Genomic DNA, 12,447 nt, shown 5'->3' with positions numbered 1-12,447 from the left:
CAATACCCTTAACTATTCGTTAAATAATTTGAAATAAGGAATATCCCATGAAAGCACTGATCACAAAAACACTGAAATCAGCCCCGAGTTTTGCCCCACTGGCACTGCGCATTCCTATCGGGATCATCTTAATCGCCCATGGTTCACAAAAACTGTTTGGCTGGTTTGGCGGTTACGGCTTAGAAGGCACTGGACAATGGATGGCATCCATTGGTTTGACACCAGGTTACTTAATGGCATTGATGGCAGGTTCAAGTGAATTCTTCGGCGGCCTGTTCCTATTGCTCGGCCTGCTGACTCGCCCAACGGCCCTCGTCTTGTCATTCACTATGGTTGTGGCGATTTTCTCGGTACATATAGGCAACGGTCTGTTCCTTGCCAATAACGGTTACGAATTTGGTCTCGCCCTATTAGCAGCCACAGTCTCATTGACGGTATCTGGTGCTGGCAAATTCGCTGTAGATAACCGATTCGCTAACCGCATCAAATAAAGGGGAAAGCAAGATGATCACATTAAGAAAAGCACAAGATCGCGGTCAAGCAGACTTAGGCTGGCTAAAGAGTCAACATACCTTCTCTTTCTCTAGCTACTATGACCCAGAGCACATGGGGATTTCATCCCTAAGAGTCATCAACGATGACAGAGTAACACCCGGCGCAGGTTTTGATACCCATGGTCATAAAGACATGGAGATCATCAGTTACGTGATATCCGGCACTATCGCTCACAAGGATAGCTTCGGCAATATCAAAACCTTACCCGCAGGAGAGTTTCAATTGATGTCCGCAGGTAAAGGCATTTACCACAGCGAGTTTAATGCCTCTAAAACCGAGCCGCTGCACTTTTTACAGATTTGGATCCGCCCAGATACTTTAGGCATAGATGCGGGTTATCAGCAAAAGGCATTCGAGCAAAGCTCACCACTGACGGCCGTGGTGACACCAAACGGTGAAAATGGCACGCTCAAAGTGCAACAGGATGCGACCCTATATCGTTTAGTGTTGAGTGAAGGCGAAAAAGTAACGATGGACAGAAGCGCCGCTCAAGCAAATCGTCATCTGTATGTTCAATTGATTGAAGGTACGTTGGATATCAATGGCACAACACTCACGGCTGGGGATGGCGCGCATCTGACACAACTCGCAAGTGTCGACTTTACTGCAACAAGCGGCCCAGTTACCGCATTAGTGTTCGATTTATCGCCTAATGCGTAATACAAGTGATTTAACAAAGCGATTCAGTAATTCAGCTTCACTATTTATTAGTTATTAGCAAACTACCAAGCAAACGATTGAGTAAGTGATTAGATGCCAGCTTGATAAGCACTCACCAAGAAGCACTGCCACAAGTCATCTTTGGCAGTGTTTTTTATTGGCGCTTCTATGGCGATGTTATAAAGCAGTGCTAACGGCTTCGTTTAGCTACCAGAACAGCCCTTGATAAGCTGAGTTAGAGGGCGAGCGTCATGCTGAAGTTAACCAACACTTGAGCTTGACCCTGTGCTTTATCCGCCGCATTCAAAAAACGCTTATGTTCATTACGACGAATACTGCGAAATCCCTGTTTCTCAAAAAAAGGCCGCGCGAGATAGGATGCTTCAACCGTTAATCGTTTCAGCGCTAAGATTTTAACTTCTTCAAACAACGCAAAATACAAAGAGGTCGCCACCCCAGAACGGGCATATTCTGGATGAACAAACAAACATTCCACTTCAGCAGCGGCTTCAACATCGCTGTCGGCGCCTATCTTAAGATTGATAAAACCCACCAGCATATTATCGGTTTCGGCAACCCAAATAGTGGTTCCCTGTAAGCGTTCAAGCCAATAACTCTCGCTGCGGGTCTCACCTTCAATATAAGCCCATGCAGAGCGCTCGGCGAAGGAGTAAAACTCACCAGAGCCTTGCATTACACTCGCCTCAAAGATTGCCGCCAACTGCGAGACATCCGATGGCGTAAATAGTCGAATCTTCATTCTCTGCCCTCCATCTTGAATCATTAATTGACTTAGATTAACCGAATTCTAATTTAAGCTAAACAGTGCTTATTTAGTTAAATAGTGTCACTAAACGGCGTTAAGCTAATGTTTTACTATGGAATACCTTACATCACTTTCTAGCTGAAACCATAGTAAACGCGCGTTAAATATTCTTTCCTATATTCTTTTCCATATAGAAACCGGGGATCACTTGCCCAAGTTTTTGCTGATAACTGCGCTGTATTTGAATAAATCCCATCCGAGTAAACAACCCTTTAGAGAGATAAGATGCGTCCAAGCTCAAGCGCACATAGCCTTGTGCCTTAGCCCAAGCTTCTAAAACAAGATAAGCGCGCTCACCTAATCCCTGACCTTGATAATCTGGATGTATATATAAGCTATCTAAGTAACCTTGACGGGGGAAATGGGTTTCGACATTGATAAAACCGCAACAAACAGAAGAAGCAGTCGCTTCATCTATGGCTAAAACCACCCACGCCTTCGAGCGACGTAACCGTAAATCCCAATGTTTAGCCGATCTTGGCGCCGCAGACCAAGCCATAAGCTGCGCCTGCGCATAACGAACATGGGTAATGCTGTGCACGCAAAGGTGAAATAACTCACTCACTTCACGTGCATAACATGACTGATAAGGCTGGATCTCGAACTGTTCAAACGCCATCACTTGAGTGATCCCCTGCTGAGTAATAACGGCTAGAAAAATAGCCGCTATTTTGCCGCCTTTGTCCCCATCGAGATAGTCACAAACTCAGATTTAGCGGCATTGAACGCTAAAAACAAAAACGGCCTCGAAAGTATCGAAGCCGTTGAATTACAGAGGCGCTCAGGTTAGCGCACTCGATACTGCTGACTATTTCTTATCGATTTGGCCAACAAATAACAGTTTATCAAAGGTGCGGTTCAAGGTTTTGCTGGTGAATTCGTTCATCCACATTTGCTCAACCACAGCCACTTTATCGCCTTTGCTCACTTCAGTTTGAGGACCCGCGGCCCAAAAAGTGGTATCAGCTTCTTTAATCTGTACGTAGGTGTAACCACCACCGTTCATCGTATCAACAACAGTACCTTCGTGGGTGACACCCTGAGCCCAAGCACTTGACATGCCTAACGCTAAAGTCGCTACTGCCGCTAATTTTACCCATTTTGCCATCATGCCTGCGTTCCTTTTGTTTTGCTAATATGCTGCATTAAAGCACGCTAAAAACAATAAATCGCTAATCTCTATCACGAAATACAACACTTATCGCAAAAGCAGTATTTTTCTTAAAAGAAGGGAACTCATTTCAACAGCGGTTTTAGCATGCCTTCTAAGCCATTAAGTTTGATTTCGTACATTAGCGCTAATTGCTCACCAAGTTTCCCCTGAGGAAAACCTTGCTTATGGAACCACACCAAATAAGGTTCGGGTAATTCGAGCAACTTACGTCCAGCGTACTTACCAAAGGGCATTTTTTGATTAACAGCATCAATAAGGAGTTGCTGATCCATAGGTTGTTATCTCATACAGAACGTCACGATAATCCTACGGATGCTACAACATAAGCGAACGAATGTCGCCGTTAACTCACGCAAAAGTGACTATATACCCAAGGGCTAAAATACGCGCTAGCTAACATCCAAAAGGCATTCTCACATGAATATTAAGCGATAATTTTTAACAGATTAGGCCCTAAATTAGCGCAGGGAGCATACTGAAAACCATATTCACTACATAAGCGCTCATGCTCACCATGGGCGGTCATACTGACACAAGTTCCCGCACTCGCATGGTCATCAACAAAGGCCATCACCCGCTCAAGTATTATCTTTGCTAGCCCGTAGGATTGGTATTCGGGTAAGACAATAAAATCTTCAATCATCAAATGCCCGGGCTTGTTGCCATAAACACACGCCGTTGCCAATAGATTAGACTTAGCGGCCCCAGCGCCGGCATGCTCCAATTCAGTCTTGTCACTTAATCGAATAGAGACCCAGAACAATGCCTGTACATCCGCAAGTTCAACGCCAATAGAAGGGAGGCCAACTGTGGCCCGCAGATTAAGTAGTTCATGAAATAACGGTGCAGTTTCAACGAGTTCAAACTTAATAGGCATAATAGTTTTGATATCCATTTGGCATCCCTTCTCCATGGTTGAAATTTCAAGCGATTTAGACGTCAGTCTATAGAGATGATAAAGCCAGCATTTGGCAGTTTGATGACAAGTGCCTCACCAAACAAGACCACTTTCGACTGAGAAGCTGATAATTTACTCAGATCAGTTAATAACATTTAGAAATATAAAATTAACATTTGTACCAAGGAAGAAATAAAAAACTACACCCTAAGTCCTATGCACAGTTACCGATCACCACAAACAACCCTTTTAACTGACGGATAACAGATAAAACAATGTAAAACCAATAAGATAAAAAAACATTTTTATAAATCCCTCGTCTCATCTTTTTTGTCAAATTAACGGCATATGACCAGATACTGACAGAAAAACGCCTACGACAATTTAATTAAAAAAACGTCAAAAATCAGCCAATTGACCGAGATTAACATTAGGTTTACATTCGATTTCGGACATCAATGCGGATAGATCCAAACACATCAACTCGCTGCACAAGGGTCATCAAAAGAATTAAGGAATACGTCATGATAGTCTTAATCGGTGGAGAAAAAGGCGGCAGCGGTAAAAGTTGCTTGGCCCAAAATATAGCTGTATTTCTAACCACAGAATGTAACGCCTCGGTCATTATGGTGGACTGCGATCCCCAGCGCACCACCTCTGACTGGATCCATGCAAGAAACAACAATCCGCAACTGGCCAGCATCAATTGCGTGCAGCTTTACGGTAAGATCCGTAATGACTTACTCAGTCTTGAGCAACACTATGATGTCGTTCTCGTCGACTGCGGTGGTCAAGATAACCTAGCGCTACGAGCAACCATGTCAGTCGCCTCTTACATTTTAATGCCCTTAAGACCTAAGCGCCGCGATTTAAAAACTGTGTGTCACATGGACGATATCGTCGCGACGTGTAAGATGATTAATCCCAAGTTACAGGCATCTTTTGTGATCACCCAATGTCCAAGTCTACCCAATCAAGCTAACCGAATTTTAGAGGCCAAAGAAGTCTGTAAAACCTATGATATCCATGTCCTTGACGCGATAACTTACTGTCGTAATGTTTATGATGACAGTGAAGAATCAGGATTATCGGTAATTGAAATCGAGCCCGCAGGAAAAGCAGCCGAAGAAATTCGCACTATCGCCTGCGAACTATTCCAAGTCGATTGTGCTGCCAGCTTAGCCAATCTCCTACATCCCGCGATACACGCTAAGGGGGTGAGTCAAATGCATCATCATTTGCCCCATCAAACTCAATCCACTCACACGACTACTCAACGAAGGGGGCAAAATGGGACTCAGCGATCTCAAGAAAAACGCTATGTCATCTAGCAGCTTACAGCACTCGCTTTCGTTAGATGAGTTTATTGAAGCGGCAAACTTGTACGCAATGGGACAAAGTCTGAATAAGATAAAAAGCAATCTAGATCATAAAGCAGATGCAACTGTCACAAAAAACACAGGCTCACAGGCAAATCACATCACAACTGACATGGCCCAGAGCCATTCAAATGTGTTGAGCTTACACAAACAAAGCCTAGAAACAGACGTATTATTCCCCGCAAAAGTAGAAACTAAAACACACTATCGCAAAGCAACATTTTCCCTCAGTGAAGCGGCTATAACCCATCTTGCTACACTGGCAGAAGAAAGCAGTATATCCAAATCAAAGCTGCTCCGACTCTTGATTGAACAACACTTCGACCTACCTATTGCCTTGAGGCAATTACGAGAACAACAACGCCAACACCGTTAACGATTCACACTACTCCCACCCTTTTCCGGTAACTTAGCTAAGATCGAGTTACCGGCTTTTTGCTCAAAAAGTAAAAAACACAATAAAAACCATCATAAAATCGCGGCATAAGTTCTGATCCCACCTATCCTTAAATATACACAATGCTGAATTAATGATATTAACTCAGAGTCAATACGTAACATTAAGGTGTTATTTTTGTTAAACCGGATCAGATTTATTTTTCTTTGTTTAACCGCAGCGATAATGATGCCCTGTTACGCAGAATTTTCATTGGCACAAATCCCGCCGCTAACAAACAAAACACCTATCACTTTGGTCGCTGAAAAAGGATTTTGGACCGACTATTTAACCCAAGAAATGTTGCCTAAATTCACCGCAAAAACCGGCGTAAAAGTGCAAGTGGTCAGTACTGAATTAGAGGATATGTTTAACTTACAGACCCAGAATTTACTTCAAGGTTCAGGCAAATACGATTTACTTACAATGGAAGCGGGCTGGGCTAAAGAATGGGCTGCCAATGGTTATACAGTGCCCTTAATTGAACTCGCTAAACTTTACGATCCCGATGGCGAAAAGGCCATGGAGAAATACCTAGAACCCTATTACCCATCGCTACTTAACATCTTGTCCTATCAAGGTGAAATCCATGCTATTCCCTATAACAATTATGTTATGGGAAATCATTATCGAGCAGATCTCTTTGATAATAAAACTGAAAAAGCTCACTTTCTGCGTCAGTTTGGCTATCCACTCGCACCAGCAAAAACCTTAACAGAGTTACGAGATCAAGCTCAGTTCTTCACTCGTAAAGCAGGCACTACATTAGCGGATAAAATACTGACTCATGACTTTTACGGTCTAGCGCTAATGTCGGGTGATAAGCCCCATATTAACGATGAATTCTCTAGCATGATTTGGAGCTTAGGTGGCACTTGGATGCAGCCCGTCTATAACAGCCAGAAACAGATCTCCCATTTTGAAGTGCCTACCATCAACCATGAAGCCATTGAAGCGGCCAAACAATATCGCGAATTAATGCCCTATGCAGTTCCCGCTAACGAGCAGTTTGCTTTCAATGAAGCAGCTAATGCTATTGCGACAGGTCAAGCGGCAATGTGGCCTTTTGCCTACAATAATCTGTGGTATAAATCCTTTAAAGTTGAACAGAACATTCTCGGCGCGCGTCTAGCCGTAAGCCAAGTGCCTGGCGGTTATCCCTACAATGGCGCTTATGCCTTTGCCGTTAGCTACGACAGCAAAAACCCTCAAGCTGCCTATTGGCTGCTCAAATATATGGGCACCTATGAGGCACAACATGCCTATGCTATGGGGGGTGGTAATCCCTGTCGTATGGATGTAGTAACAGCCCCAGAATTTAAAGATGAATCTTTAAGAGGCATAGCTGGCGCATTTGAGGCAAGCCACATAGCCAATATGTTTTGGTCTACTAAGGTCTTATCCTTTGGGCATTTCACCAGTACTGCCATGGGACAAATTTACCCTGAACTCAGCCACGCCTGTTTTAGCGCAAGCCGCAGACCCGCTAATAGTGAAGATATTTTCATTAAATTAAGTGCAGAGATAAAACACCTCCAAAATACCTATGGAGAGGTACCTGCTATTGACAAAGAAAATAATGCCAAGCACTAAACCACTGAAAAGTTTGAAACAAAAAATAACCTCAGCCTTCTATATCATAGTGGGCATGGCGCTATTAAATGGTGTTGTCGCCATACTACTGTCACAGCAACTAAAATCAGAAATTGAACACTTAGTCGGGGTAGATGTGGTAAAAGTCACCACTGCGCTGCAACTGGCAAAAAACAGTGAAAAACTACAAATCATTACTGCACGCTTGAATAATTATTATGATGAAAAACAAAGAACTAGCCTGTTAGGCGAACTTTCCGCACAATGGGAATTACTCATCAATGACTCACGACTACTGGCCTCGATAGAAACTTCTACAGTCAATAAGCAAGAATTAAATTACGCCTTAGATACTCAACTGTATTACTTACAACAACTGCCATTACTCAACACGTTAACCGATACTGCCTTACAAGCCAATTCACAGGCAGCCAATATTCAAGCCAACTTAACGTCAATGGCGTCGGGATTTAGCGATGAAATGCAAACCCAATTTCAGCGTATCAATACGGACTCTGAACGTCAGCTTAAGCTGAAAAACGTTGACCAGATTGCTTTAAATATCAATACCAATCAGCAGCTATCTTTATTTAGTCATCTAGGAGAACACTTATTTACCCAGTTAACTCAAGTGAATATCATCGACAATCTAGTTGAACTAAACCAAACCCAAAGAGATGCTATGCGACTGCTGTTAAGCATGGAGGCTATGCTTGATAGTATCGGTGGCGATAAAAACTTATATTTGAATTTGTTATCACAAATAAAACAGACCATGGTCGGTGAAGACAACCTCTTTGAACTTTCTCGCAAAGCGATTAGAAGCACTCATATCGCCAATGCGCATTTAGAATACCAAGCTGATGCCGCACAAATCGTTGCGACCTATACGCAGGATCTCGTTAACCAAGTTGAAAATGAAATTCAGCAAACTGGCGGCAAACTTAAAAACGATAGCACCGCATTTATCGTATTAATTTTCTGCAGTGGCATCTTATATTGCTTCTTCATCTGGCTCACCAGTTGGCACTTTATCACTAAGGGAATCATCAAGCCTGTCATGGCGACTCGAGATGCAATGAATGCCATTGCCAATGAAAAACTCGACGCCAGAATGCCTGTCACTGATAACTTAGAGCTCCAGCAAATGGTGAGCTCCTTAGAGACATTAAAAAGCTACGCAGCTCAGGTTAAAGGCATGGCCGAAACCGACGGATTAACTGGCTGCTATAATCGCCGCTATTTAGATTTACAACTCCAAAAAGAATTAGAGTATGCAAGGGACCACAACATGCCCCTAGGTATAATTCTGTTTGATATTGATAATTTTAAACAATTTAACGATAGGTATGGTCATGTCGCAGGCGATCAATGTCTTAAGAAAATCGTGAATGCCGCCAAATCGATCTTGAAACAACCCACTTACATGCTTGCCCGCTATGGCGGAGAGGAGTTCATGATAGTACTGCCATCGAGCAATCTCGAGGAGGCATATCATTTTGCTGAAATATTACGCAATAAAATCATCAATTTAAAAATACCACATGAAGACTCCCCCCATGACGGCATACTGACCATCAGCGCTGGTATTACTTGCTGGGAGCGATCACAACCTATGGATACGAATAGCTTAATTAATCAAGCTGATGAGGCTCTCTATCACGCCAAACTAACAGGTCGCAATCGTACAGAGACACGACTAAACCAACCAGTTCGCTATTCCTAACCATAAAATGCGGCGACTGTTCAGTTTCTTTTTTCACCAGAGGATTGAGTTAAGCTAACTTCACCCCCATTAGCTAATACTAAGTTAATCAGGATAAAGTCAGGGAAGTATGCTCGCTATTGTTATCACGCTTATCCTAGGAGTTGGCGCAATTACCTGGCTACTGTCGAGTCGTTGGCGCAGGACCTTACATCGTCGACGAGTCACGATGAAACCTTTTCCAAAAGAATGGCGCAGCATTCTCAAAAAAAGACTGCCTTACTTCCATGCTCTACCCGCAGATCTACAACTGCAACTCAAACGACATATCCAAATTTTCATCGATGAGAAAGTCTTTATCGGCTGCGATAATTTTGAGATCACGGATGAAGTAAGAGTCACAATCGCGGCCCAAGCCTGTCTACTGCTACTCAATCGTAAAACCGACTTTTACCCCAAACTGAAACAGATTTTGGTCTATCCCGATGCCTTTATCGTCAATAATCAACATAAAGACACTAGCGGTATCGTGTGGGAACAACGCAATGTGCTGGCAGGGGAATCATGGGAATACGGTAAAGTTGTGCTCTCATGGAGAAATACTTTAGACGGCGCCGCCGATCCCCATGATGGTAATAATGTCGTAATCCATGAGTTTGCCCATCAGCTCGATCAAGAAGATGGCCAAGCCAATGGCGCACCCATTCTGCAGCATTTTGCCGACTACAGCACTTGGTCTGAAGTGCTAAGTAGGGAATTTACCCAGTTACAACACAGTGCAAATTTTGGCACCCCCTCATTATTTAATTATTATGGTGCGACTAATCCCGCTGAGTTTTTTGCCGTCATCACCGAAGTCTTTTTTGAGAAACCAGAGGATTTTTACCAACAACACCCAGACTTGTATAGAGAACTGAGCCGCTTTTATCAACTCGATCCGATAAACTGGCATTAACCCATAAATGTAGAGGCACGCAAAATGCTCAAAGACACTCATGCATTCTCAGTTAAAGGTTCCAATATTAATCGCGCTACCTTGGGGTTACTGCTCAGCGCGTTAATGCTTGGCGGCCTTAATGTAAGCGTACAGGCACAGGACTCGCTAACACAAAGCACTCAAACGACTTCGAATCCTGATCAACAAGCGGCGGCTCACGTATTAGATTTACTCAACCAATATTCAAGCGATGCCAATTGGGATAAATACTTTGCCCTGTACCGAAAAGACGGCATTTTTATTGGCACGGATGCGAGTGAGCGCTGGGGAATGGCGGAATTTGAACGTTACTCCCGCCCCACAAAAGGTTGGCGCTATGATTTAACTGAGCGTCATTTAATCCAACACGGCAATGTCATATTGTTTGACGAGTTATTAAATAGTCCAGCCTATGGCGTCAGTCGAGGAACAGGCACTTTAATCAAAACCAATGGCAACTGGGAAATAGCGCAATACCATTTAAGCTTTCCCATTCCTAATGAGGTAGCCAAGCAAATAACTGCCGAGATTAAAGCCGTAAACAAACAATAGCGCAGCACTCCCCAAAATACGGTTTGAAAGAGTGCAATTCCGAAAGAATACAGTTTGAAATTAAATCACTAAAAGTAATCACTTAAGTTATACCACTATCTCAAAGACACAGTAAAACACACATTCGCCAATTGGGAGAAGTGGATGAAACTTTGAAAATCCACGTCTTCAAATGCCCTTTCCGAAGGGCCCCTATCCGCATAATAAAACCCGATCACTTTACTATCGACTAATAATGGTGCTAATAAAAAGCCTTGACGTGACACATGTTGCGCTTGTAATTCTTTACACTGCTCTTGCCATTTCTTAGAGCTAGGATCATCTACCCAAAGCGGTAACTTATGCTCCATCGCTTGGTAAAATAATCCCCGCCTATCGCTCAAATCGATAATAAACTCTTGCTTAATGGCATCTGCATCACGACCTAATATCACCCTAGGTTGAAGTTGTTTACGGCTTGGTGACAATAACAGCACGCCGCACCGGTCAACGCCAACGCCCTCAAGTATACCTTCGAGAACCGTTTGCATGATTTGGTTAAAATCGGCTTTATTAATGGCGAAGCCTGTTAATTCTCGTAGCTTAGCTAACTGAATATTCAAGTTAACTTGATAGACAGGCATATCTAACGGAATGGGAAGTGGAACAGGTTTAACTGTGACCATACGCTTAGGATCTGGTAGATAGTCTAGCAACACCTTAGCACCATATACTTCAGCTAACTTATGGGTCGCATTCGCGCAGCGTTGCATCCGCACCATAAACTCATTTTCTTCTAGTCCAGTAAAACTCGCCGCTTGCGTGATACGTTTCCCTAATTCCTGCTTATCAAGATTAGGTTGAGATAAAATATCGCAGAGCTTATCCGCAATAAAAATAGACCGAATTTCAGGTCTTTGGTCTTCAGGATTATTAACTGCATGGACCAACAGTTCTCCCAATCCCCAATTGCGGGCAATACTTTGAGTTAATAGTGAAAAAGAAGTGCCGAGGGCTTCGCGGGTTATACTTCGTTCCTCTGCTGGCGTTGCACATTCAAGTAGTTTTAGATCTAACTCTTCGGTGAACTCACCACCAATACTCCAAAAAGCACTCTCACCTATGTGATACAGCAAAGAGGCTATAAAAGCTTCCTCCTGCATTTCTTCGTCATAATGGCTCAACATCATCCGTGCAATCATGGCGGCTTGAAATGCTTTAGCCATCAACTTTATTAATCTTTGATATACGTTAGGTGCCAAATTTTTACTCTCTAACAAGCTTGAGAGTAACTTGGCTGTGATACAGATATTTCGCACCGCATCGAAACCAAGCACTATAGCCGCTCGGCTGACAGTAGAGATTTGGCTACTACCTTTATGATAAATAGCGCTATTAGCAACTCGAAGAATACGAGAAGTTAAGGCGTTATCGTGCATCACGCTACGCCCGAGTAATGCGAGAGAGGAAACGTCATCCTTGGCGAGCTTTTCTAGCGATTTAACAGTCGAACACAGTGCTGGCATTTCCAATTCACTGATCCGATTTGTCCAATAATCGACCCCTTTATTAGTATTGTTATTAGGTTTCAACCTAAAGTTACCTTAGCGATATAATCTTGTTGTTTTTAGTATAGATAAACGCAAACATTTCGCCTGTTGTCTAAAGCTTGTTTTAGAAAATCATTCATTAATTGCTTAATAATTCAACATTA

At 43.0% G+C, this 12,447-nt stretch carries 14 protein-coding genes; 8 read left to right on the top strand and 6 right to left on the bottom strand.

Going from position 1 to position 12,447, the window contains the following annotated elements; genetic code table 11:
- The first annotated feature begins 47 nt into the window (after window positions 1–47).
- Together L5L94_RS07145 and L5L94_RS07140 are read left to right on the top strand one after the other, a co-directional pair.
- Window positions 48–491: a DoxX family protein gene (locus L5L94_RS07145; RefSeq protein WP_263162176.1), complete on the top strand. Its 444-nt coding sequence runs from the start codon at window positions 48–50 to the stop codon at window positions 489–491.
- 13 nt (window positions 492–504) lie between these two features.
- A complete protein-coding gene (locus tag L5L94_RS07140) occupies window positions 505–1,215 on the top strand; it encodes a pirin family protein (protein ID WP_263162173.1) in 711 nt (236 codons plus the stop codon).
- 235 nt (window positions 1,216–1,450) lie between these two features.
- Here the strand turns inward: L5L94_RS07140 and L5L94_RS07135 are convergent, their stop codons facing one another.
- From L5L94_RS07135 to L5L94_RS07115, 5 genes are all read right to left on the bottom strand, one after another.
- A complete protein-coding gene (locus L5L94_RS07135) occupies window positions 1,451–1,975 on the bottom strand; it encodes a GNAT family N-acetyltransferase (protein ID WP_263162170.1) in 525 nt (174 codons plus the stop codon).
- A 166-nt stretch (window positions 1,976–2,141) separates the two neighbouring features.
- Window positions 2,142–2,663: a GNAT family N-acetyltransferase gene (locus L5L94_RS07130; RefSeq protein WP_219250966.1), complete on the bottom strand. Its 522-nt coding sequence runs from the start codon at window positions 2,661–2,663 to the stop codon at window positions 2,142–2,144.
- Window positions 2,664–2,849: 186 nt separating this feature from the next.
- Window positions 2,850–3,152, bottom strand: a complete 303-nt coding sequence (locus tag L5L94_RS07125; RefSeq protein ID WP_006082493.1) for a hypothetical protein — start codon at window positions 3,150–3,152, stop codon at window positions 2,850–2,852.
- Between the two features lie 125 nt (window positions 3,153–3,277).
- Window positions 3,278–3,487: a DUF3820 family protein gene (locus L5L94_RS07120; protein ID WP_006082494.1), complete on the bottom strand. Its 210-nt coding sequence runs from the start codon at window positions 3,485–3,487 to the stop codon at window positions 3,278–3,280.
- A gap of 152 nt (window positions 3,488–3,639) precedes the next feature.
- On the bottom strand, window positions 3,640–4,110 hold the full coding sequence (locus L5L94_RS07115) for a GNAT family N-acetyltransferase (RefSeq protein WP_105251887.1): 471 nt from the start codon (window positions 4,108–4,110) through the stop codon (window positions 3,640–3,642).
- 527 nt (window positions 4,111–4,637) lie between these two features.
- On the opposite strand from L5L94_RS07115, the gene L5L94_RS07110 reads away from it, so the two are divergent.
- The 6 genes from L5L94_RS07110 to L5L94_RS07085 all read left to right on the top strand — a co-directional run bounded on the left by L5L94_RS07110 (window position 4,638) and on the right by L5L94_RS07085 (window position 10,754).
- Window positions 4,638–5,444, top strand: a complete 807-nt coding sequence (locus tag L5L94_RS07110) for an AAA family ATPase (protein WP_263162167.1) — start codon at window positions 4,638–4,640, stop codon at window positions 5,442–5,444.
- On the top strand, window positions 5,404–5,868 hold the full coding sequence (locus tag L5L94_RS07105; RefSeq protein ID WP_263162165.1) for a CopG family transcriptional regulator: 465 nt from the start codon (window positions 5,404–5,406) through the stop codon (window positions 5,866–5,868). The genes L5L94_RS07110 and L5L94_RS07105 overlap by 41 nt, the downstream gene beginning before the upstream one ends.
- Before the next feature lie 249 nt (window positions 5,869–6,117).
- Window positions 6,118–7,521: an ABC transporter substrate-binding protein gene (locus L5L94_RS07100; RefSeq protein WP_263162281.1), complete on the top strand. Its 1,404-nt coding sequence runs from the start codon at window positions 6,118–6,120 to the stop codon at window positions 7,519–7,521.
- Window positions 7,508–9,247, top strand: a complete 1,740-nt coding sequence (locus L5L94_RS07095; RefSeq protein WP_263162163.1) for a GGDEF domain-containing protein — start codon at window positions 7,508–7,510, stop codon at window positions 9,245–9,247. The genes L5L94_RS07100 and L5L94_RS07095 overlap by 14 nt, the downstream gene beginning before the upstream one ends.
- 109 nt (window positions 9,248–9,356) lie before the next feature.
- Entirely contained in the window at window positions 9,357–10,181 is an 825-nt protein-coding gene (locus L5L94_RS07090) for a zinc-dependent peptidase (protein WP_263142356.1), read from the top strand.
- A gap of 24 nt (window positions 10,182–10,205) precedes the next feature.
- Entirely contained in the window at window positions 10,206–10,754 is a 549-nt protein-coding gene (locus tag L5L94_RS07085) for a nuclear transport factor 2 family protein (protein WP_219250972.1), read from the top strand.
- 95 nt (window positions 10,755–10,849) lie between these two features.
- Here L5L94_RS07085 and L5L94_RS07080 read toward each other — a convergent pair whose 3' ends face one another.
- The gene (locus tag L5L94_RS07080) at window positions 10,850–12,325 is read right to left on the bottom strand and encodes an HDOD domain-containing protein (protein ID WP_263162160.1); all 1,476 of its coding nucleotides are present in this window, start codon (window positions 12,323–12,325) and stop codon (window positions 10,850–10,852) included.
- Window positions 12,326–12,447 lie beyond the last annotated feature (122 nt).

Origin of the sequence: Shewanella sp. SM21 (assembly GCF_025654335.1) — a bacterium.
In the GTDB taxonomy this organism is placed as follows: Bacteria; Pseudomonadota; Gammaproteobacteria; order Enterobacterales; family Shewanellaceae; genus Shewanella; species Shewanella oncorhynchi.
The sequence above is the reverse complement of the archived record's forward strand: the minus strand, read 5'-3'. Positions and strand labels throughout refer to the sequence as shown.

What these genes read in the sequence shown, in the direction of transcription:
- L5L94_RS07145 (WP_263162176.1), top strand. Translation starts at nt 48, where the DNA reads ATGAAAGCACTGATCACAAAAACACTGAAATCAGCCCCGAGTTTTGCC.
- L5L94_RS07140 (WP_263162173.1), top strand. Translation starts at nt 505, where the DNA reads ATGATCACATTAAGAAAAGCACAAGATCGCGGTCAAGCAGACTTAGGC.
- L5L94_RS07135 (WP_263162170.1), bottom strand. Translation starts at nt 1,975, where the DNA reads ATGAAGATTCGACTATTTACGCCATCGGATGTCTCGCAGTTGGCGGCA.
- L5L94_RS07125 (WP_006082493.1), bottom strand. Translation starts at nt 3,152, where the DNA reads ATGATGGCAAAATGGGTAAAATTAGCGGCAGTAGCGACTTTAGCGTTA.
- L5L94_RS07120 (WP_006082494.1), bottom strand. Translation starts at nt 3,487, where the DNA reads ATGGATCAGCAACTCCTTATTGATGCTGTTAATCAAAAAATGCCCTTT.
- L5L94_RS07115 (WP_105251887.1), bottom strand. Translation starts at nt 4,110, where the DNA reads ATGGATATCAAAACTATTATGCCTATTAAGTTTGAACTCGTTGAAACT.
- L5L94_RS07110 (WP_263162167.1), top strand. Translation starts at nt 4,638, where the DNA reads ATGATAGTCTTAATCGGTGGAGAAAAAGGCGGCAGCGGTAAAAGTTGC.
- L5L94_RS07105 (WP_263162165.1), top strand. Translation starts at nt 5,404, where the DNA reads ATGGGACTCAGCGATCTCAAGAAAAACGCTATGTCATCTAGCAGCTTA.
- L5L94_RS07100 (WP_263162281.1), top strand. Translation starts at nt 6,118, where the DNA reads ATGCCCTGTTACGCAGAATTTTCATTGGCACAAATCCCGCCGCTAACA.
- L5L94_RS07095 (WP_263162163.1), top strand. Translation starts at nt 7,508, where the DNA reads ATGCCAAGCACTAAACCACTGAAAAGTTTGAAACAAAAAATAACCTCA.
- L5L94_RS07090 (WP_263142356.1), top strand. Translation starts at nt 9,357, where the DNA reads ATGCTCGCTATTGTTATCACGCTTATCCTAGGAGTTGGCGCAATTACC.
- L5L94_RS07085 (WP_219250972.1), top strand. Translation starts at nt 10,206, where the DNA reads ATGCTCAAAGACACTCATGCATTCTCAGTTAAAGGTTCCAATATTAAT.